We start from the raw sequence: 21763 nt of genomic DNA, 5'->3' as shown, positions 1-21763 counted from the left end.
TTAGCAATAGCATCCACAAACAAAAAAGCCAGCTTTCGCTGGCTTTTTCATTGTCATATCAATCGATTATACAGCTGATTGAAAGATCACTTGTGATGCTTTCTTAGTGTAAGAATCGATTTGATCGAAGTTCAAGTAACGGTAAGTGTCAGCTGCTGTTGCATCTAACTCTTTCGCGTATTCTTGGTATTCTTCAACCGTTGGCAGACGACCTAACAGGGCTGCTACTGCCGCTAATTCCGCAGAGGCTAAGTAAACGTTAGCGCCTGTACCTAAACGGTTCGGGAAGTTACGGGTAGAAGTCGATACTACAGTTGCACCTTCAGCCACACGTGCTTGGTTACCCATACACAGTGAACAGCCAGGGATCTCGATACGCGCACCCACGCGACCGAAAATACCGTAGTAACCTTCTTCGGTCAGCTGGTCTTTGTCCATCTTAGTCGGTGGCGCAATCCACAGACGGGTTGGCAGCGTCTTAGCGAACTTGTCTAACATCTTACCGGTCGCACGGAAGTGACCGATGTTAGTCATACAAGAACCAACGAATACTTCGTCGATTTGCGTTTGCGCAACAGAAGACAGTAATACAGCATCGTCAGGATCGTTAGGCGCACACAGGATTGGCTCTTTGATCTCGTTCAGATCGATTTCGATCACAGCAGCGTACTCAGCATCTTTATCGGCACTCATCAGCTCAGGATTCGCTAACCACTCTTCCATGCCTTTAATACGACGTTCGATAGTACGACGGTCACCGTAACCTTCGGCAATCATCCACTTCAGCATAGTGATGTTCGAGTTCAGGTACTCGATGATTGGCTCTTTGTCTAACTTGATAGTACAACCCGCTGCAGAGCGTTCTGCAGAAGCGTCAGACAGTTCGAATGCCTGTTCCACTTTCAGGGTTTCTAAGCCTTCGATTTCCAGTACGCGGCCAGAGAAGATGTTGATCTTACCTTTCTTCTCAACGGTCAGCAGACCCATTTCAATCGCTTTTAATGGGATTGCGTGTACTAGGTCACGTAGGGTGATGCCAGGTTGCATCTTGCCCTTGAAGCGCACTAATACTGATTCAGGCATGTCCAGAGGCATCACACCGGTCGCCGCTGCGAAGGCAACTAGACCAGAACCTGCTGGGAATGAAATACCGATTGGGAAACGCGTATGTGAGTCACCACCAGTACCTACTGTGTCTGGTAATAACATACGGTTTAACCAAGAGTGGATAACACCGTCACCTGGACGTAAAGATACACCGCCACGGTTCATGATGAAGTCTGGCAGCGTGTGGTGAGTGTTAACGTCAACTGGTTTTGGATAAGCGGCAGTGTGGCAGAATGACTGCATAGTCAGGTCAGCACTGAAACCTAAACAGGCTAAGTCTTTCAGCTCGTCACGGGTCATTGGACCGGTAGTGTCCTGAGAACCCACAGAGGTCATCTTAGGCTCACAGTATTGGCCTGGACGCACGCCAGCAACACCGCAGGCCTTACCGACCATCTTCTGCGCTAAAGTGTAACCTTTGCCAGAGTCAGCGATATCTTGAGGACGTACGAATACGTCAGAAGCTGGTAAACCTAATACAGCACGAGCTTTGTCAGTTAAACCACGACCGATGATCAATGGAATACGACCACCCGCACGCACTTCGTCTAACAGTACGTCGGTTTTCAGGCTGAACTCAGAAATCACTTCATCTGAGCCATGACGTTTCACTTGGCCAGCGTATGGGTAAATGTCGATCACATCGCCCATTTCCATTTTGCTAACGTCAAGTTCGATTGGCAGTGCGCCCGCATCTTCCATAGTGTTGAAGAAAATCGGCGCAATCTTGCCACCTAAGCAGAAACCACCAGCACGTTTGTTAGGTACGAATGGGATATCATCGCCCATGAACCACAGTACTGAGTTAGTCGCAGACTTACGTGATGAACCTGTGCCCACAACGTCACCCACGTAAACTAATGGGAAACCTTTGGTTTTCAGTTCTTCTAATTTCTTGATTGGACCTACGCTGCCCGCTACGTCTGGCTCGATACCATCACGCGCGTTTTTCAGCATAGCTAAAGCGTGCAATGGGATATCTGGACGTGACCAAGCATCAGGCGCTGGTGACAGGTCGTCGGTGTTGGTTTCACCAGAGACTTTGAATACGGTCAGGGTGACTTTGTCCGCTAACTTTGGACGGCTTAAGTACCAGTCTGCATTTGCCCAAGCTTCAACCACTTGTTTAGCATAGGCATTACCCGCTTCCATTTTCTCAACCACATCGTGGAAAGAATCAAACATCAGCAGAGTGTGAGATAAGGCTTTAGCAGCTAAAGGCGCCAGAGCTGGGTTATCTAACTGAGCGATCAGCGGCTCGATGTTATAGCCACCTTGCATAGTGCCTAATAACTCAGTCGCACGTTCGGCAGACAGGATGGGTGAAGTTGCAGTGCCTTTAGCAACCGCATCTAAGAAAGCGGCTTTTACGTAAGCGGCTTCGTCAACACCTGGGGGAATTCGATTTTCTAGCAGGTCAAGAATAACGGCTTCTTCACCAGCGGGGGGATTTTGAACCAATTTAACCAGTTCAGCCACTTGATGTGCATCTAATGGCTTAGGGACTACGCCCTCTGCAGCACGTTCTGCGACGTGTTTACGATATGCTTCTAGCACGGCAACATTCCTCTTTGTTTGGCGCTCTAACAACGAAACTGCACGTCTTCTCAATTGAAGCTGACAGTCCGACATGATCGACCCGTATTTCCGGCCAGCAGTATACTACAGCTTTGCAAAAGTATGAATCAGGTCACACTCGGCGAAAGACGAAATAAGGGCTAAATCCGGAGGTGCAGCTCAACTTACGGCAAGAATAAAACAAGGGAAATTAGACAATAGTTTGAAAACAGACAAAAAACCATAAGCGACAAATAGTTAACATAAGTTAATCAATTTAAAATCGAACGATTATTTTTTTGCTCACAACCGTCAGGTAAGCGTAAATATTTTTAAACTATGTCTTTTTAGACTTTGAAGATGCCAAGCTTAAACATACACTCAAGTTCCCAGAGTATAACGCTTAGTAATCCTTCCCATCCCTTGGAGTAGTAATGACATCCCTTAGTATTCAAGCTGTTATTTTTGATATGGATGGTGTGTTAATCGATTCAGAACCCCTTTGGCAGCGGGTTGAATATGAAGTGTTATCGGCGCTTGGCGTGCCAGTCACTATCGAAACGATTCAACAAACCACGGGTTTACGCATCGACCAATGTGTCGACTATTGGTATCACAAAGCCCCTTGGGCCGATTACGACAATGCTAAGGTCAGCAAAGCCATCGTCGATAGAGTCGCAGAGGAGATACTGAAAACGGGCGAAGCTATGCAAGGGGTTCATCAGGCGATTGAATACTGCCAAGCCAAAGGCTTAAAGATAGGCTTAGCGACCTCCTCTTTTTACACCATTATCGAAGCCGTACTCTGTAAACTCAGCCTCAGCGATAAGTTTATGGCGATACAATCCGCCGAAGGACTCACCTATGGCAAGCCGCATCCTGAGGTTTACTTAAATTGTGCGGCCGCCTTAGGAGTCGACCCGCGTTATTGCCTTGCGATTGAAGACTCTTTTAATGGTCTGATTGCCGCCCGCGCCGCCAATATGCAAACCGTCGCCATTCCCGCACCTGAGCAACGCGGTGAGGCGAAATGGGTTGCCGCCCACCATCAAGCCGACAGCCTGTTAGATTTACCAGCGATCTTGGGCTAATCACAACACCAAATTGCGAAAAGCAAAAAGCCAGACATGCGTCTGGCTTTTTCATTTTCATCCTATGGATTACCAGATTTTTACGCGCTCTTCTGGTTTTAAGTACATCTTGTCGCTCTCTTTCATCTCGAAGGCTTTGTAGAAGGCTTCGATATTGCGCGGTGTACCCATAGCACGGTAGTGGCTAGGTGAATGCGGATCCGTCAGTAAACGACGACCCAACTCTTCATCACGGTAGTTACGGCGCCATACCTGTGACCAACCGACGAAGAAGCGCTGCTCGCCCGTTAAGCCATCGAGCACTGGAGCAGGTTTACCGTTTAAGCTCATCGCATAGGCACGAGCCGCTACGGTTAACCCGCCTAAGTCACCGATGTTTTCGCCTAGTGTTAAATCACCGTTGACAAACTTACCGGGCAGGGCTTCATAGCCAGAATACTGCGCCGACAGTTGCTTACCGCGTTTTTGGAACTCTTCACGGTCTTTATCCGACCACCAGTCACGCAGGTTGCCGTCGCCATCGTATTTAGCACCTTGGTCGTCGAAACCATGGCTGATTTCGTGGCCGATTACCGCACCGATACCACCGTAGTTCACCGCATCATCGGCTTCCATATTGAAGAATGGCGGTTGCAGAATCGCTGCTGGGAATACGATTTCATTGCCTACAGGGCTGTAATAAGCATTGACCGTTTGTGGTGTCATATGCCACTCGGTACGATCGATTGGCTTACCTAACTTGTTGATCATGTCTTGATATTCGAAGTTGGCGTAACGCATATAGTTGCCCACCAACTCATCAGGCTTGATCTCTAGTGCAGAGTAGTCTTTCCATTTATCTGGATAACCAATCTTGTAGGTAAACTTAGACAGTTTTTCTTGAGCCGCGACTTTCGTTTCAGGCGTCATCCACTCAAGTTCATTGATGCTGACTTCGAAGCCCTTGATCAGGTTTTTGATCATGGTTTCCATGCGGGCTTTCGCTTCTGGCTTGAAGTATTGCTTCACATACTCCTCGCCCACTAATTCACCAATGACTTGGTCGGCGCCATCTACAGCCTTTTTCCAGCGTGGTTGTTGCTCTTCAATACCCATTAAGGTTTTGCCTTTGAAGGCAAAGTTAAGGTCAACGAAGTTTTTGCTGAGTAGCTCAGCATAGCTATCCACTAAGTGGAACGTTAAGTAATCCTGCCAAGCAGAAACGGGGAAGGCATCAAAATTAGCGCCTAACTTTTCTAGATAAGATGGCTGACGCACGATGACTTCCGTCACTTTATCGCCAAGGCCTGCGCTAGTCGCAAAGGCATTGATATCAAACTTGCCAGTCAGCTTTTGCAGCTCAGCACGGCTCAACTTGTTGTAAGACTTGTTAGCATCGCGAGATTCAACGCGGCTCCACTGGCTCTTAGCGATCATCATCTCGATGTCGGCCACGTTTTTCGCCGCGCGTTTGGCATTCTTGTAGCCGGCTTCGGTCAGAATATCGGTCACATACTTCGCCATCGCTTCGCGGGTTGCGGCAAACTTAGCGTCATCTTTGAGGTAGTAATCACGGTCTGGCAGAGTTAAGCCCGACTGACTGATATACACCGCATATTGGGTAGAGTTTTTCGCGTCGTTATTGACGTAGAAACCAAAGGGAATGCCTGAGCCGCTGGTCAGCAATTTGCCCATCACAGCGGGTAATTCGCCGTGGGTTTTCACCGCCGCGATATCCGCCAGCAAAGGATTGAGCGGCGTTACGCCTAAGGTTTCGAGTAAATCGGTATTCATAAAGCTGGCGTTAAAGTCACCGATTTTTTGATTATTAGAGCCAGGAGCAGCATCTTTTTGCGCTGCGGCGGCATCGATGATTTTTTTCAACGCATCTTGGCTTTGATCGTACAGCACAGAGAATGCACCGTAATTAGACTTGTCGGCAGGGATAGGCGTATTCGCTAACCATTTACCGTTCACGCTGTAATAAAAATCGTCTTGATGGCGAACTGAGGCATCAAAGTTTTGTAATTCAATGCCAGAAACCGCGGCGACTTCAGTTTTAGGCTCGCTGCTGCAAGCGGCTAAACCTAGGCTCAGGGCAATCCCCAGCGCCAGTGTGCTAATCTTCTTCATTGTTTTCCCCAGCTTCCGTTGAGAGTGTTGTTATTTTTTCCTGCAAAACCTTAGCATTTTGCCTAGTTTGGCTGTAGCAAGATTTTGTAAAAGGTTATGACACTTAGTGATATTTGCGCAAACGAGTATAAACAGGATTTTCAAGCCATGCGGGAATAATGTGCCGATAAAAAGACGAAGGGCATAACCTCAGTTATGCCCTTCGCTCAATTTAGAAGGCTTTACCGACAAATAAATACAGGGATTTATCACCCATATCGGTCACACCAAAGCCAAGAGCAGCCGGCCCCATGGAAGTATCTGTACCTATGTAAAGGCTAGAAGCATAGATAAGATCTGAGAGTGAGACTTCATCCCGTTCAAACCACACGTTACCCGCCTCTAAACTTAAGCCTAAATAGAGTGGATAATCCGTCATTCCGAGGGCATCGCGACCTAAATCATACTGATAGACAAAGGCACCGAAGAGCTTATGGGCGCCAGTTAATGAGTCTTTGTGATAACCCGAAAGATTTAAGAAACCGCCTAAATCCGACAAGTGCAATGTATTGAGCCCATCGTTATTGTTGGTCGCTATCGAGGCTTTACCCACAAAGGCATGATTGCCAACACTCAGCGCCCCTTTCCAATCGGCCTCAATCTGCACGCTATATTCGTTCTCATTGTTGTCGACGAGATCGTCAAAATCCTCATTGCGCACATACACATTTAAGGTGATTCGGTTACCCGATGTTGGGAAGCTGATACTGTCTAAGCTGTCATAACCCGCTCTTAAGTAGGCGCCGTAGGATTTAAAATCGAAATCCTTAATCAGCCAGGCATCGTTGACAATAACGCCCTTTTCCGCCACTAGACCAAACTCGATAAACCCTTGCAAAACATAGTTATAGCCAACACCCAGTTCAACTGTGTGGGTCTTCTTGTCGAAGATTAGGGCGCGGTTGTTGTTATCGTACAAGTCCCAATTATGAATATCGTATTGATAACGGGCTCGACTATAAAACTCTTGGTCCCTGTCCAAGGGTTGATAAAACTCGGTCGCAAAAAGTTTTTCAAAGCCTAATTTGACTTCGTTACGCCACTCGCCGCCGTTAAAGGTTAAGTCGGTCATGGTATAAGCCATGTCGAAACTGATGGCCGAATCGGTACTAAAGTCATCTTCCCAGTTAAAGCCAAGTTGGAAGTAATTTGGCCCCCAGGATTTCGCCCGGGTAGTCACAGTCAGCACCCGGCCTTCTTCGCCTTCCACAAACTCGGCATCCACGCGCTCAAATTTGTTTAAGGCATAAATCCGTTTTAACGCCTCGTTTAGCTCATCTTTAGTCACGGCTTGGCCGGCTTTCAGATCTAAGGTTTCCTTCAATAGGTTAAGACTAACTTTAGACTGGTTATCGAATACGATTTCTTTAATGGGATGCGCCACATCCGCCATTAATAACTTGCCCTTGGCCTTCTTCGCATCCACATAGGCGGCATATTCTTCGGCGCTGACACTCATGCCCTGCAATTTATCCAGTTGACCATTAGCAGCTTCTTTCCCCAGCGTCAGGGCCAAGGGCATGATGGTAAAGTCTGTGGTGCTTAAGGCATCGATAGCGGGACGGATCAATACGTCTTTATCTGTTAGTAATTGTTTTTGCTTTTCGGTACTGGCATTGGTCAGGAAGTTAGATAACTGGTCGAGCACCGCAATCGTGCTATCCAATTTGTCTTTTTTCACCAGCGGCGAGCCGATATCTACGGCAATGATGATATCCGCGCCCATAGCCTTAACCACATCCACGGGCATATTGTTGGCAATACCGCCATCGACTAATAACTTGCCATCGATCTGAGTCGGTTGCAGTGCACCCGGCACAGTCGCAGATGCCTGCATGGCTTTGACTAAACTGCCGTGGTCGATGACGACGGGCAAACTGGTTTCTAAATCCGTCGCGACCGCACGATAGGGAATCGCTAAGGCATCAAAATCGCCAAATTGCTGTACCAGATCGGTTGATTGGCGTAATAGCTGCGACATGGTTTGCCCACGCAACAATCCACTCGGTGCCCTAACCTCTCCTTCGTTGTAACCTATGTTGAGCGGAATATTGTAACGATCACGTAACTGCTTATCTCGATAACTCAAGACGTTACGCGGAATGGTATCCGAATAACCGCTGTCCCAATCGACCCCCATCATAATGGCTTCGACTTCACTCGCGCTGTAGCCCAAAGAGTACATGCCAGCAACATAGGCACCGATACTGGTACCTGCGATGTAGTCCACGGGAATATGATGTTCTTCTAGGATTTTAAGCACGCCCACGTGCGCAGCACCTTTAGCGCCGCCACCACTGAGTACCAGCCCAACCTTAGGTCGTTCCGCCGCATACAAGGGCGTTAGCAAAAAACATAAAAAGACAGAAGCGAGTATTCGACGCATCATAATGGGCTACTTTTTATTGGATAAAAAATTCAACTTATCTTAACAAATTTATTGATTTAACCGTCAGCGATATTTTATCTGAACCGATGAGTGATTAAGCAATACAAGATAAACACAGTTCGCTATTCCGCAACGAAATAGCGAAGTGAATGCAATAGACAAACGCTCAAAATAACGACCAATATTTCACAAGTAAACCGCATCAGCATGACTTGGAAATAACCCTAAACTTAAGATCCAAGAGTCGTTTTTTGCAGTAAATATCGTTCGAACTCTGTCAGCGACATAGGCTTAGCAAAATAATAGCCCTGCACTATATAACAGCCGCGGCTAAAGACCTGTTCCAACTGTTCGACCGTTTCGACCCCTTCGGCCACCACGGTTAATTTCAAGTTGCGAGCCAGCTCGATAATACTGCTAACAATCGCCTGATCCGCAGAGTTAGTCGCGATATCAATCAAGAAGGAGCGGTCAATCTTCAAGGTATTCACATCAAAATGACGTAGGTAAGCCAAGGAAGAATAGCCAGTGCCAAAGTCGTCAATAGCCACTTCAATTCCCAATTCTTTAAGCTGAGTCAGATGGCTTTTTGCCGCTTGCACTTCCTTCATCAACACACCTTCGGTGATTTCTAACCCGAGGGATGAGGTCGGCATTTGGGTATCGGCTAAGATTTTTTTCAAGCCTTCGATAAAATCCGGCTGGCGGAAATGCACCGCAGAAATATTCACCGACAATTTAAAGGGGGCCGCACAACGTTTTACCCACTTAGCGCCATCCAAGCAGGCGCGGCGGAATACCCAGCGGTCGATTTCAACCACTAAACCACAGGCTTCGGCGACCTTAATAAAAATATCGGGACGGATATAACCTTCCTTCGGATGGCGCCAACGGATTAAGGCTTCCATCCCAATAAACTTATCGCCCCGCAAGATATCGATCTGCGGCTGATAATAGAGCTCAAACTCTTCGCGCTCGATGGCCTTACGTAAATCCGCCTCCAAACGTAAATGATAAAGCGCTTGGGCATTACGCTCCGACGAATAATATTTAAAGTTGCCGCGCCCTTCTTCCTTGGCGTGGTACATGGCAAGGTCGGCATTTTTAATAAAGGCTTCAGGCTGCACCGCATCGTCGGGCCAAATACTGATCCCGATACTGGTGGAGATATAAAACTCCCGACCAAACAACTTAAATGGCGCCACAATTTGCGCCAGTAACCGCTCGGCAATGTGGTTTATCTCGTTTAAGTTATTGGCGTTTCTTAGCAGGATCACAAACTCATCGCCACCGAAACGACAGAGCAAATGTTCGCTACCGATGCAAGACTGCAAGCGGTTGGAGGCTTCCACCAGCAAGGCATCACCCATACTGTGGCCATAGGAGTCGTTTACATGCTTAAAGCGGTCGAGATCGAGGAATAACAGCGCCAGCTTTTCGCCGCTCTGCTGCGCGGTCTGAATCGATTGCAATAAACGGCTGGAAAACAGCGAGCGGTTTGGCAGCCCAGTTAGCACATCATAATTCGCCAATCGCCTCAGGTCCGCCTCGGTACGCTTCCGCTCGGTGATATCTGAAAAAACAATCACATAATGCAGTGAGCTATCGTTAGCCGATTGCATCACCGAAACGTTAAGCCAAACGGGGCAAATCAGTCCATTCTGCCCCACTAACTCGCGCTCACCCGTCCACGAACTGTCTTGGCCGAGCAACTGATGCACTTCGGTCGAGAGACCATCCTTCATTTGCACAAATTGAGAGAAAGATTGGTCGACGAGATCATGCTGCTCTGAACCAATAATCTGCTGAGCCGCATGGTTTGCCACTCGAATATTTTCATCCACATCCAAGATCAGCACGCCCTCTGAGGTATTCTCAAAGGCTTGGGCGAGGAGATTAATTTCATCCTCTAGCTGACGCTGCAGGGTAATGTCGCTATAGATCCCCGCCACCCGCTCAATCACTTGGGTATGGCGATTGCGCGACACCGGGCGACCTCTCACCCTTAGCCAACCCCAATTACCGTCTCGACGTTGATAGCGATACTCGGCCTCAAATCTGTCAATCTCGCCAGCCAACATACTGTTCCACTGCGCGAGAGCTTTATCCCTATCCTCGGGGTGAACGGGGAGTGTCTCGAGGGAAACGACTATCTCATTGGCATGGCTGCCCAGCACCGCGCCTCGGTTGTCGAGGTAAAAGCTTTGGGTATCTCTATGCCACTCCCAAAGATCGGAATCACTGCCTCGTAGCGACTGGCGCAAACGATCATCACTCTCGGTCAGTGCTTGGTTCATCGTCATAAAAGTGCGCACTTGACGCTGTCGATACCAAGCGAGACTCAAGGCAATGATCGAAAACGTTAGCAGTAATACGCCTTTAAAACCCTGAGTCAGCCACCAATGTTGCTCAACATAGAAGGGATAGGCGAAGGGTTTATCCGACCAGATGCCATTCACTTGGCTTAAGATTTCTAACTCATACTCGCCCGCCGCCAGTCCTGCGAGGTTTATCTGTGACTCACCTTGCAGCAGCACATAGTTATCCTCTTCCCCTTGGTAACGCAGTCGGTATTTAAACTGAATCGGCGAATCATCGAGATAATCGAGGTTAGTGATCTGCAAACTCACCATATTGGCATCGGGTTTGACGACCATCATAGGTTTTGGCAGTAGCGAAACTTCCGTGCTGTTATCGTAATAGACAGACACAGACTCGAGCATCACATGATCGTCGGTAATACGGTTGACTAACTTGTCCACATCGAGGTGCATCACCCCTTCCGGGGTGCCGAGATACAAACCAAACTCGGGCGAATAAAAGTAAGCCCCCTCGTTCAACTCATTGGAAATCAAGCCATCGAGCTGATCGAACATAGCGATGTGGCCAGTCGCGATATCTTGGCGGATCAATGAATCGGCGCAGGCCACCAGATTAGCTTTAGGCGTCTTTTGGATAAAAAACACTGAGCTGCAATTCACTTGCCACAGGGCTGTGAGCGAGACCAGCTCGCTGCTATTGAGGTGATACTCGAATAACCCCTTCTCGTAGGAGCCAAACCACATCACCCCGGGTGACATTTCTTCGATATGGCTCACTGTCGGCATGGCACTTAGACCATTGAATAAGTTTCGTTGATCATGGAACTCATTCGACTCGTCGATATAGCCGAAGACCCGTTTGCCACCTACCCACAGCTTACCGTCGGAGGCTCGATACAAGGTTCTAATCGCTGGGCGTTTAGGCTCTGCATCCCCTTTCACAGGCTTATCGATATTAAAGGCTTGCGGCGTTAATAACCCCGGCTCCCAGAAGTACAGCCCTGTAGAACTCGCTATCCACACTCGCCCTTTCAATTGAGGATCGGCATAAGTGCGATAGATGAGTTTATTTTTAAACTCATCACGCCCATCGAGCCACTCGGCAAAACTTTCGCCTTTTAGAGTTCGCCTATCGACAACAAATAAGCCACTGGTGCTTGAAACCAGCAATGAATGATAGGCAAACTCACTGATATCGTAAATGCTCTCGTGCGATAGCAAGCCTTCAATCTGGATATCTATGGCTTGCTGGGTGTCCTTGGCAATAAACATCACACTCGAAGAACCAAGCCATAACCCCTCCGGAGTGGCAAGCACTGACCAAATCATGGCATCGCTTAGTGCGTAGGGTTTGTCTGCGGTATAGGTCTCTAAGATAAAATCGGGCTGGGATGCCAGTAACGCCAAACCATCACCCGAGCCGCCCACCCACATCAGGCCTGACTCATCGAAGAGCATGGCCTTAAGGATTTCCATATTGGCTTGTTTTTTCAGTTCTTCTTGATAGTTTTCTATCTGGTGTGTCTCTGGCGTCCATTTTAATAAGCCAAAACGACTGGCAAACCACAGTGCGCCCTTAGGACCTTCGACGATCACAGTGCTCCAATCGGGCAATTCAGGCACTGGCTCAAGTTGCTGCGAGTTAGTGTCGAGTCGATACACCCCGCGACTCGTCGCCAGCCAAACTCGATTTTTAGAATCCTCAAGCATATCGAGAATACTGCCCATAGACTCAGTCCAAGGGTATCGATGCACTGTCTTGCCCGCATTATCGAGCAGCTGTAACTCAAACTGCCCAGCCAACAACATCTGTCCATTAGGCAGAGCCAGCAGCTTGCGCCAAGGCAGATCGCGATTAACTGCCAGTTGAGTGACTAGAGTGAGTTCAGCTTTAACAGGCGAGTATTGATAAATCTGTCCATTATCAATGAGTAATAACCAGTTTTGTGCATTCATCCGCGCCGCAGAGACGAGAGCACCACCTGGAAAATGTGGAAATAAATTGGGGGAGCCAAACAGAATAAATTGGTTACGACTGATATCGTAGAGATACATCGCTGCGTTAGTGCTGACCAACAGCTTATCTTGTCCAACATTGACTACTGAGTTGAGGAAATCATCCGCAATGCGCGACTCAGTACCCGTTTTGTCGATACGTCTGACCTTAGAATTGCTCACGCGATATAAGCCCTGCTCGGTCGCCGCCCAAACAAAACCATGGTCATCTAAGGTCAAGCCGCGGATACTGGTGGCGGCTAATCCATCTCTATCGGTGAATACACGTTGCACAAATCCACCAGCCCAAACCATGTTCAGACCAGAGATAAAAAGGATGAAACATGCCAGAAGTGTTTTAGTTATTCTTGTTTGCATTTGATGGCTTACTTCATACATATACCCAAACCACCTCAAAATGCAGAATTCAGCGGGAATTTAACGCACTTTAAGCAAGGCGGCTATTTGTAGGCCTAGTGGGCTAAGTCAAAAATAGCCAACACGGCATAAAGTGCGTAAAACCCCGCCGGGACGGAGCGCCTAGGGCACTCCACTTCCGTGTTGCATCAATTCAAAAGGTGGCCGACATTTTTCATTGATGCGCCTTGAATCGAAGCACCCTAGGCGCTCTGAAACTCGTATTTTGAGGTCGCTTGGGTATAAATGTACTTTAGCAGTTCAAAAGCCTCAATTCACCCGCTTGTTCACATTAAAGTTACAATTTTATCAATGCAATAAAAAAGCGCCCTAATGGACGCTTTTTTAAGAAAGGTATCAGCTTACTTTTTCTTTGCCTTTGGGTTTGGCAGGTCAGTAATAGAACCTTCGTAGATTTCAGCCGCTAGACCTACTGACTCGTGCAGAGTTGGATGAGCGTGGATAGTTAATGCTAAATCTTCAGCATCACAACCCATTTCAATTGCCAGACCGATTTCGCCTAACAGTTCGCCACCGTTAACACCCACGATAGCACCACCGATTACGCGGTGAGTGTCTTTATCGAAAATCAGCTTAGTCATACCTTCGCTGCAATCAGAAGCGATTGCACGGCCAGAAGCAGCCCATGGGAAAGTCGCTGTTTCGTAAGCAATACCTTGCTCTTTCGCTTCTTTCTCAGTCAGACCTACCCAAGCCACTTCAGGGTCTGTGTAAGCGATTGATGGGATGACTTTTGGATCGAAGTAGTGCTTCATACCCGCTATCACTTCGGCCGCTACGTGGCCTTCGTGCACGCCTTTGTGAGCCAACATTGGTTGACCAACGATGTCACCGATTGCGTAGATGTGCGGTACGTTTGTACGTAATTGCTTGTCTACGTTGATGAAACCACGCTCATCAATCTTAACGCCTGCTTTTTCAGCGTCGATCAGCTTGCCATTTGGCGTACGGCCGATAGCCACTAACACTGCATCGTAACGTACTGGCTCAGTTGGCGCGCTCTTACCTTCCATCGAAACGTAGATACCGTCTTCACGGGCTTCAACCGCTGTCACTTTGGTTTCGAGGATCAGGTTGAATTTCTTCTTGATTTGCTTAGTGAATACGCGAACGACGTCTTTGTCAGCCGCAGGGATCACTTGGTCGAACATTTCAACCACGTCGATTTCACTGCCCAGAGAAGAGTAAACCGTACCCATTTCTAAACCGATGATACCGCCGCCCATAACCAGCAGTTTGCCAGGCACTTCTTTCAGTTCTAATGCGTCGGTCGAATCCCAAATACGTGGGTCTTCATGGGGAATGAATGGCAGTTTGATTGGGCGAGAGCCCGCAGCGATGATCGCTTGGTCAAACTTAACAACGGTCACAGTACCGTCTTCAGCGGTCACTTCTAAGCTGTTAGGGCCAGTAAATTTACCGAAGCCATTAACAACGTTTACTTTACGCATTTTAGACATGCCGCCTAAGCCACCAGTCAACTGGCTGATCACTTTTTGCTTGAAGCTGCGTAACTTGTCTAAATCGATTGTTGGCTCGCCGAACACAACACCGTGTGCAGCAACGGCTTTGGCTTCTTCGATGACTTTAGCAACGTGTAACAGGGCTTTAGATGGGATACAACCCACGTTCAGACACACGCCACCTAAAGTGCTAAAACGTTCAACGATAACGGTTTCCAGACCTAAGTCAGCCGCACGGAAGGCAGCAGAATATCCAGCAGGACCTGCACCTAATACCACTACCTGAGTTTTGATTTCGTTACTCATGTTTTCCTCTAATTCTCATTCAATCCGTTGGAGGAGAGTAATCCTGCCAACCGAAAATGCGCCAGCGCGTAAGGTGGGCGCATTTTAACCTGTGTTTGATACTGATCACAATAAACAAAAGGCCACTCAAGTTGAGCAGCCTTATTTGTTTACAGAATCAAAGTACGAATATCGGACAGAATTCCTGACAGGGTCACGCTAAAGCGTGCAGCCATAGCACCATCGATCACACGGTGATCGTATGATAACGACAGTGGCAACATCAATTTAGGCTCGAATTCTTTACCATTCCACTTAGGCTTAATTTCAGATTTAGACACACCTAAAATCGCCACGTCTGGGTAGTTAACGATTGGGGTAAATGCAGTACCACCAATGCCACCTAGACTTGAAATAGTGAAGCAGCTACCCTGCATATCGGCAGACTTCAGCTTACCGTCACGGGCGCGGATAGAAATATCGGCCAGCTCACGAGATAACTCGATAATGCCTTTCTTATCCACATCACGTACCACAGGTACCACAAGACCGTTTGGCGTATCAACCGCCACACCGATATGGTAGTACTTCTTCTGGATCAGTGATTCACCGTCGCTGCTTAAGCTTGAGTTGAACACTGGGAACTGTTGCAGCGTTTTCGCCACAGCTTTCATCATAAAGACCAGCGGAGTGATCTTATAATCGGCTTTCTTCTTCGCCGCCGCGTCGTTCTGCTGCTTACGGAACTCTTCCATTTCGGTGATATCAGCTTCATCGAACTGAGTCACGTGAGGAATAGTTACCCAGTTACGGTGCAGGTTTGGACCAGAGATCTTCTGGATACGGCTTAATGGAATCTCTTCCACTTCACCAAACTTGCTGAAATCCACTTTCGGTGCAGCAATCACTTGCAGACCACCACCGTTACCCGCAGCCACTGAGGTTGCTGCTGTCGCCTTAGGACGAGACAGTTCGTACTTCACATACGCCTGTACATCTTCCTTCATGATGCGACCTTTACGGCCAGAACCCGTCACTTGAGTGAGGTCCACACCGAATTCACGGGCCAAACGACGAACCGCAGGAGATGCATGCACCACACCGGTTGCCACTGGCGCACCCGCACTTGGGTGATGTGGCACTGGTGGACGGCTAGGAGCGGCTGCAACAGGTGCTGGTGCCGCTTCTTGGGCGACAGGTGCGGGCGCTGCGGCTTGAGCTACTGGCGCTGGCGCACTGCCTGCACTTGCTGTTGCAACGGAAGTAGTTTCAATCGTCGCGATCACGCTACCTTGAGAAACCTTGTCACCCACTTTAACGGTTAACGACAACAGTTTACCGGCGAATGGCGCAGGTACTTCCATGGTCGCTTTATCGGTTTCAAGGGTAATTAAACCTTGGTCAACAGTGATGTCATCGCCCACAGACACAAGAACTTCGATCACATCGACATTGCTCGCATCGCCAATATCTGGCACTTGGATTTCTTTAACCGCAACCACTGGTGCCGCAGCTGCGACTGGAGCAACTGGCGCTGCTTGTGTGACGGAAGATGCCGCTTGAGCAACAGGTGCAGAGGCTGCTGGCGCGCTCGCTTGTGGTGCTGCGGCAGGTGCCGCGTCGCCCACTTCGAGCATGATCACTAATGAGCCCTGAGAAACCTTGTCACCCACAGCCACTTTCACTTCTTTTACCACACCCGCGAATGGCGATGGTACGTCCATAGTCGCTTTGTCGGTTTCAAGCGTGATAAGGCCAGCATCAACCTCAATCTTATCGCCAGCGGCGACTAAGACTTCGATAACAGACACATCGGTGTCACCACCGATATCCGGCACAGTGACTTCAACCACTTGGTTTGCACCCGTCGCTGGCGCGGCAGCCACAGGGTCTGGAGCCGCTTGTACTGGAGCAGGTGCTGCTGGCGCAGGAGCGGCAGCTTGAGCAACAGGCGCTGCTTGTACATTAGCCGTGCCCGCTGCTTGCATCATCGCAATTAAGGTACCTTCGCTGACTTTGTCACCGACGGCCACTTTCAATTCGGCTAACACACCCGCGAAAGGCGCAGGAATGTCCATGGTCGCCTTGTCGCTTTCAACGGTCAGGATCGACTCTTCCGCTGCTAAGGTATCGCCCACAGAAGCACAGATTTCGATAACCTGTACTTCATCGCCGCCGATATCAGGAACAAAAACTTCTTTTAATTCAGCCATTTTTATTGCCTCTTACGCGTACTGTGGATTGATCTTGTCAGCGTCGATGCCGTATTCCTTGATGGCATTCGCTAACACATCAACAGGCAGCTCTTTACGATCAACCAGTGACTTCAGTGCCGCGATAACGATGAACTTAGCGTCCACTTCGAAGTGGTGACGCAGGTTGTCACGGCTGTCTGAACGACCGAAACCGTCAGTACCTAACACTTTGTAATCGGTTGGCATGTAAGCACGTAACTGCTCGCCGTAGATCTTCATGTAGTCAGTCGCTGCGATTGCAGGCGCATCACTGGAGATCACTTGGCTGATATACGCTTGTTTTGGCGTTTCAGTTGGGTGCAGCATGTTCCAACGCTCAACCGCTTGACCATCGCGAGTCAGTTCGTTGAAGCTGGTAACGCTGAATACGTCGGCAGTGATACCGAAGTCTTTTGCCAGTGCTTGAGCCGCTTTGCGGGTTTGCTCAAGAATAGTGCCACAGCTCATTAACTGAACTTTGCCTTTACCCGAGCCAGCAACAGTTTCTAACTTGTAGATACCTTTAACGATGCCAACTTCCGCGCCTTCTGGCATGGCTGGTTGCTCGTAGTTTTCGTTCATTGTGGTCAGGTAGTAGAAGATATCTTCTTGGTTCTCGCCGTACATACGACGAATACCATCTTGTACCACAACGGCAATTTCATAACCGTAAGTTGGATCGTAGGTAATACAGTTAGGAATAGTGTTAGCCAGTACGTGGCTGTGACCGTCCTGATGCTGTAGACCTTCACCGTTCAGCGTTGTACGGCCTGAAGTACCACCGACTAAGAAGCCACGTGCACGCATATCACCCGCTGCCCATGCCATGTCGCCAATACGTTGGAAACCGAACATTGAGTAGTAGATGTAGAATGGGATCATTGGCACATCGTTCACTGAGTAGCTAGTCGCAGCCGATACCCAAGATGACATAGCACCTAATTCGTTAATACCTTCCTGCAATACTTGGCCTGACTTATCTTCACGGTAGTAAGCCACTTGGTCAGAGTCTTGCGGAACGTATTTTTGGCCTTCGTGAGCATAAATACCCACTTGACGGAACAGACCTTCCATACCGAAAGTACGCGCTTCGTCAGGAATAATTGGCACGATGTTTTTGCCAATCTTCTTGTCTTTTAACAGTGCCGTCAGTACGCGAACAAACGCCATGGTAGACGAAATTTCACGACCGTTAGAACCCTGCAGAATCGAGTCGAAAATCTTCAGTGATGGCACTTCCAGCTCTTCGCTGAACTTCTCGCGACGTTGTGGCACGCTGCCATGCAGCTCGGCACGACGGCTCATCATGTACTTCACTTCTTCCGAATCTGGACCTGGGTGGTAGAACGGCAGATCTTCTAATTGATCGTCTGGAATTGGGATATTGAAACGATCGCGGAAGTAACGGATAGACTCGATACCCATTTTCTTCACGTTGTGGGCGATGTTCTTACCTTCACCCGCATCACCTAGGCCGTAACCTTTAACGGTTTTCGCCAGGATCACAGTTGGGCGACCTTTAGTCTTACGCGCATGGTCTAATGCCGCGTACACTTTAACTGGGTCATGACCACCACGGTTTAAGCGCCAAATGTCATCATCTGACATGTTCGCTACCATTTCGGCAGTTTCTGGGTATTTGCCGAAGAAGTGTTCGCGAGTATAAGCGCCACCTTTGGCTTTACAGTTTTGGTATTCACCGTCAACGGTTTCTTCCATTAACTGCAGTAACTTACCGCTGGTATCACGGGCCAATAATGGATCCCAGTAACGACCCCAAATCACTTTCACCACTTCCCAGCCAGCGCCGCGGAATTCGCCTTCCAGTTCTTGGATGATCTTACCGTTACCACGTACTGGGCCGTCCAAACGTTGCAGGTTACAGTTGATGATGAAGACTAGGTTGTCTAATTCTTCACGGGCAGCTAAACCTATAGCGCCTAAGGCTTCTGGCTCGTCACACTCACCGTCACCTAAGAAGCAGTAAACGGTTTGGTCAGAACAATCTTTCAGACCACGGTCAGTCAGGTATTTTAAGAAGCGAGCTTGGTAAATCGCTTGGATTGGACCCAGACCCATAGAAACCGTTGGGAATTGCCAGTAGTCAGGCATCAACTTAGGGTGCGGATAAGAAGATAAACCTTTGCCATCCACTTCTTGACGGAAGTTAGCCAGTTGGTCTTCAGTTAAACGACCTTCTAAGAATGAACGGGCGTAGATACCTGGGGCGATATGGCCTTGGAAATACACTAAGTCGCCGCCGTCTTTCTCGTTTGGCGCGCGGAAGAAGTGGTTGAAGCACACGTCATAAATGGTTGCGCTCGACGCGAAACTCGAAATATGGCCGCCTAACTCTAAATCTTTCTTAGAACCACGCAGAACCATAGCTAAGGCGTTCCAACGGATGATGGCGCGAATGCGACGTTCCATCTCTTGGTTGCCTGGCATGTGCGGCTCTTGACCCGCTGGAATGGTGTTCAAATAGGCCGTGGTCGCAGTGTAAGGCAAGTGCGTGCCATTGCGACGGGCTTTATCGATCAGTTTCTCTAATAAGAAATGGGCGCGTTCAGGGCCTTCCTGTTCTAATACAGCTTGCAGGGCGTCAACCCATTCCTGAGTCTCTAACGGATCTAAGTCTTGTAGCATATCTTCAGACATGACACTGTCCTTCTCTATATACATGATGATGAATGGTGTTTGCGGCATATTCCGCTTTAGCGAGTGCTAAAGTCGGGAACTTAAGCGCCACTCTTTAAACGGCGCAAACTTCGCTGCAACCGGCTATCTTCTTCCCGCACAGATAACATCACCTCTTCGATGTAACTTAAGTGTTCATTCGAGGCTTCTCTGGCGGCTTCAGGATCACGACGAACGATAGCAGCGAGCAGAGCACGTCTGTGATCGTTGGCCATAGTGGAGGCTTCTTCGCGGCGGCTTAAAAGCTCCAAGTTTTGCGCCACATTCTTATGCAGCACAGGGGTTAAACTGAGTACGAGATGCAACATAGCCACATTGTGTGACGCTTCGGCGACGGCGCGATAGAAACGCACAATGGCAGCGGCTTGTTGTTCGATATTGGTGGCAGCTTCCACCTCAAGGATCATACGCTTGATATTTTGCATATCGGCGTCTGTGCCACGCAATGCGGCAAAATAGGCCATCATGCCTTCGGTCGCATGACGAAATTCCAGCAAGTCGTATTGGCTTTCTGGATCGGCAGTCATTAATTCAACGATAGGATCGGCAAGACTCTGCCAGAGTTGTTCTTTGACATAAGTGCCACCGCCTTGACGGCGCATTAATAGCCCTTTCGCCTCAAGCTTTTGAATGGCTTCACGCAAGGAAGGGCGAGACACTTCAAACTGGATGGCCAGTTCGCGCTCCGGCGGTAATTTCTGACCCGGCTGTAAACTGCCTTCGAGGATCATCTGCTCGAGTTGCGCCATGATCACATCAGAAATTTTTGGCTGATTAATTTTACTATAGGCCATTAGGCGCTCAGCTCCGTTGTAAATTGGTCTTACCAATTTTTATGAGTGAGCGCACTTTATCAAATCACACTTTTGATGTCTAGATTGAAAATCGACCTTAAAAGGTGATCCCATTCAAAACCGCTCACGATGTGAGAGCATAGCCTAAAAATGTCACTATGGGGTCAGACCATTTGACATAAGTAAATGAATGCCAAATAAGCCTCTGAGTAAACGGCATTTTCACCGAAAATCATTCCAAAATACAGTGGCGAAATAGCATTCTGTGACGTAGCAGAAATGTCGATTACAGTGCACTAAAAACAAAAAAGGAATTGGCGAATCACCTTCAGCCATTCCTTCTTTAAAATGTCATGTGGCGACTACGGCTTAAGTCACTAGGCCAAAAATGGTCAACAGCGACAGCACAGCAACCATCAGCGTAAAGTTGCGTTTACTTAAAACTAATAATGCTAAGGTCGATTGTACACAAACTGGTGCGCTCGACTCCTCTGGCAGCGGCTGGGAGGCTAACGCCGTTTCTGTGACCACTCGTCTCGCACTCGCATGGATATTTAAGGCATGATCACTCCACGCCGAGAGCCCTTCGCTAAACTGACCGCTGAGCGCATAGCCAAAGGAAAATACCCGGCTCGGGATCCAATCCAGCACAAACATAATATCTTCGATAAGCGGTAGGTTAAGGGATTTACGCACATTCTCTTCGGCATAAAAGCGGGCGGTGCAATATAAGACAGCGCCAACAGGGCCTAGGAAGATAAAGCATAATGCCACTGCGCCGTAATAACGATAGTTAATCCAAGCAACACTCTGCCCTACCTTGGCGCCTAAGTCTTTTTCAGACACCGCATCTAAACACTCACTGCAATCTAATTCGGCGGCATAGTGGTAACAGGCTTGCACATCGGAGCGACACGCCGCCTGCATATACTTTTTAAAGCTATCGCGCTGTTTTTGATGATTAAAGCAAATAATTGCCACCACTACCCACAGAGCAAGGGTTAACAAACCCCAAAACATACCAGAGGCAACCCAACCCAAAACATGCACGACCAAGGCTGGCAACACTAAGGCGAGCAACATACTGGTATTGGTTAACGAGGCTTTGTCACCAAAGAAAGTGGATTGATAGGATTGCAGCACGCGATCGCTCTGCCACGAAACGGGAAGAAACTTTAATCGTTCCACAAGAATGGCGACCAGTAATGAAAATAATGCCATCGGTAATACTCCTTGTAAAA

The 21763-nt window shown here is 48.4% G+C and carries 10 protein-coding genes; 1 reads left to right on the top strand and 9 read right to left on the bottom strand.

From position 1 onward, the window contains the following. Positions 1 to 66 precede the first annotated feature (66 nt). On the bottom strand, positions 67 to 2664 hold the full coding sequence (gene acnB / locus K0H60_RS02510) for a bifunctional aconitate hydratase 2/2-methylisocitrate dehydratase (protein ID WP_220057164.1): 2598 nt from the start codon (positions 2662 to 2664) through the stop codon (positions 67 to 69). Positions 2665 to 3098: 434 nt separating this feature from the next. Here acnB and hxpB point away from each other — a divergent pair, with 434 nt between their 5' ends. After that, on the top strand, positions 3099 to 3755 hold the full coding sequence (hxpB, locus tag K0H60_RS02505; RefSeq protein ID WP_220057163.1) for a hexitol phosphatase HxpB: 657 nt from the start codon (positions 3099 to 3101) through the stop codon (positions 3753 to 3755). A 69-nt stretch (positions 3756 to 3824) separates the two neighbouring features. On the opposite strand, the gene K0H60_RS02500 is transcribed toward hxpB, so the two are convergent. The 8 genes from K0H60_RS02500 to ampE form a co-directional block, all read right to left on the bottom strand. Continuing rightward, a complete protein-coding gene (locus K0H60_RS02500) occupies positions 3825 to 5867 on the bottom strand; it encodes a M13 family metallopeptidase (RefSeq protein WP_220057162.1) in 2043 nt (680 codons plus the stop codon). A 211-nt stretch (positions 5868 to 6078) separates the two neighbouring features. Beyond that, positions 6079 to 8295: a patatin-like phospholipase family protein gene (locus tag K0H60_RS02495; protein ID WP_220057161.1), complete on the bottom strand. Its 2217-nt coding sequence runs from the start codon at positions 8293 to 8295 to the stop codon at positions 6079 to 6081. A 230-nt stretch (positions 8296 to 8525) separates the two neighbouring features. After that, on the bottom strand, positions 8526 to 13010 hold the full coding sequence (locus K0H60_RS02490; protein ID WP_220057160.1) for an EAL domain-containing protein: 4485 nt from the start codon (positions 13008 to 13010) through the stop codon (positions 8526 to 8528). 380 nt (positions 13011 to 13390) lie between these two features. Next, complete coding sequence (gene lpdA, locus K0H60_RS02485; protein ID WP_011715641.1) at positions 13391 to 14818, bottom strand: dihydrolipoyl dehydrogenase; 1428 nt, start codon at positions 14816 to 14818, stop codon at positions 13391 to 13393. Between the two features lie 149 nt (positions 14819 to 14967). Next, positions 14968 to 17010, bottom strand: a complete 2043-nt coding sequence (gene aceF, locus K0H60_RS02480; protein ID WP_220057159.1) for a dihydrolipoyllysine-residue acetyltransferase — start codon at positions 17008 to 17010, stop codon at positions 14968 to 14970. Positions 17011 to 17022: 12 nt separating this feature from the next. Then, positions 17023 to 19689 carry a pyruvate dehydrogenase (acetyl-transferring), homodimeric type gene (aceE, locus tag K0H60_RS02475; RefSeq protein WP_088211906.1) on the bottom strand — a complete coding sequence of 889 codons (2667 nt, stop codon included), beginning with the start codon at positions 19687 to 19689 and terminating at the stop codon, positions 17023 to 17025. Between the two features lie 80 nt (positions 19690 to 19769). Then, positions 19770 to 20522 carry a pyruvate dehydrogenase complex transcriptional repressor PdhR gene (gene pdhR / locus K0H60_RS02470; RefSeq protein WP_011070781.1) on the bottom strand — a complete coding sequence of 251 codons (753 nt, stop codon included), beginning with the start codon at positions 20520 to 20522 and terminating at the stop codon, positions 19770 to 19772. 369 nt (positions 20523 to 20891) lie between these two features. After that, positions 20892 to 21743 (bottom strand): beta-lactamase regulator AmpE, encoded by an 852-nt coding sequence (ampE, locus tag K0H60_RS02465; RefSeq protein WP_220057158.1) that lies wholly within the window; start codon positions 21741 to 21743, stop codon positions 20892 to 20894. Positions 21744 to 21763 lie beyond the last annotated feature (20 nt).

Source organism: Shewanella mangrovisoli (assembly GCF_019457635.1).
Lineage (GTDB): Bacteria > Pseudomonadota > Gammaproteobacteria > Enterobacterales > Shewanellaceae > Shewanella > Shewanella mangrovisoli.
Note: the sequence above shows the minus strand (reverse complement) of the source record. Positions and strands in the feature narration are given on the sequence as shown.

What these genes read in the sequence shown, in the direction of transcription:
- hxpB (WP_220057163.1), top strand. Translation starts at nt 3,099, where the DNA reads ATGACATCCCTTAGTATTCAAGCTGTTATTTTTGATATGGATGGTGTG.
- K0H60_RS02500 (WP_220057162.1), bottom strand. Translation starts at nt 5,867, where the DNA reads ATGAAGAAGATTAGCACACTGGCGCTGGGGATTGCCCTGAGCCTAGGT.
- K0H60_RS02495 (WP_220057161.1), bottom strand. Translation starts at nt 8,295, where the DNA reads ATGATGCGTCGAATACTCGCTTCTGTCTTTTTATGTTTTTTGCTAACG.
- K0H60_RS02490 (WP_220057160.1), bottom strand. Translation starts at nt 13,010, where the DNA reads ATGTATGAAGTAAGCCATCAAATGCAAACAAGAATAACTAAAACACTT.
- lpdA (WP_011715641.1), bottom strand. Translation starts at nt 14,818, where the DNA reads ATGAGTAACGAAATCAAAACTCAGGTAGTGGTATTAGGTGCAGGTCCT.
- aceF (WP_220057159.1), bottom strand. Translation starts at nt 17,010, where the DNA reads ATGGCTGAATTAAAAGAAGTTTTTGTTCCTGATATCGGCGGCGATGAA.
- aceE (WP_088211906.1), bottom strand. Translation starts at nt 19,689, where the DNA reads ATGTCTGAAGATATGCTACAAGACTTAGATCCGTTAGAGACTCAGGAA.
- pdhR (WP_011070781.1), bottom strand. Translation starts at nt 20,522, where the DNA reads ATGGCCTATAGTAAAATTAATCAGCCAAAAATTTCTGATGTGATCATG.
- ampE (WP_220057158.1), bottom strand. Translation starts at nt 21,743, where the DNA reads ATGGCATTATTTTCATTACTGGTCGCCATTCTTGTGGAACGATTAAAG.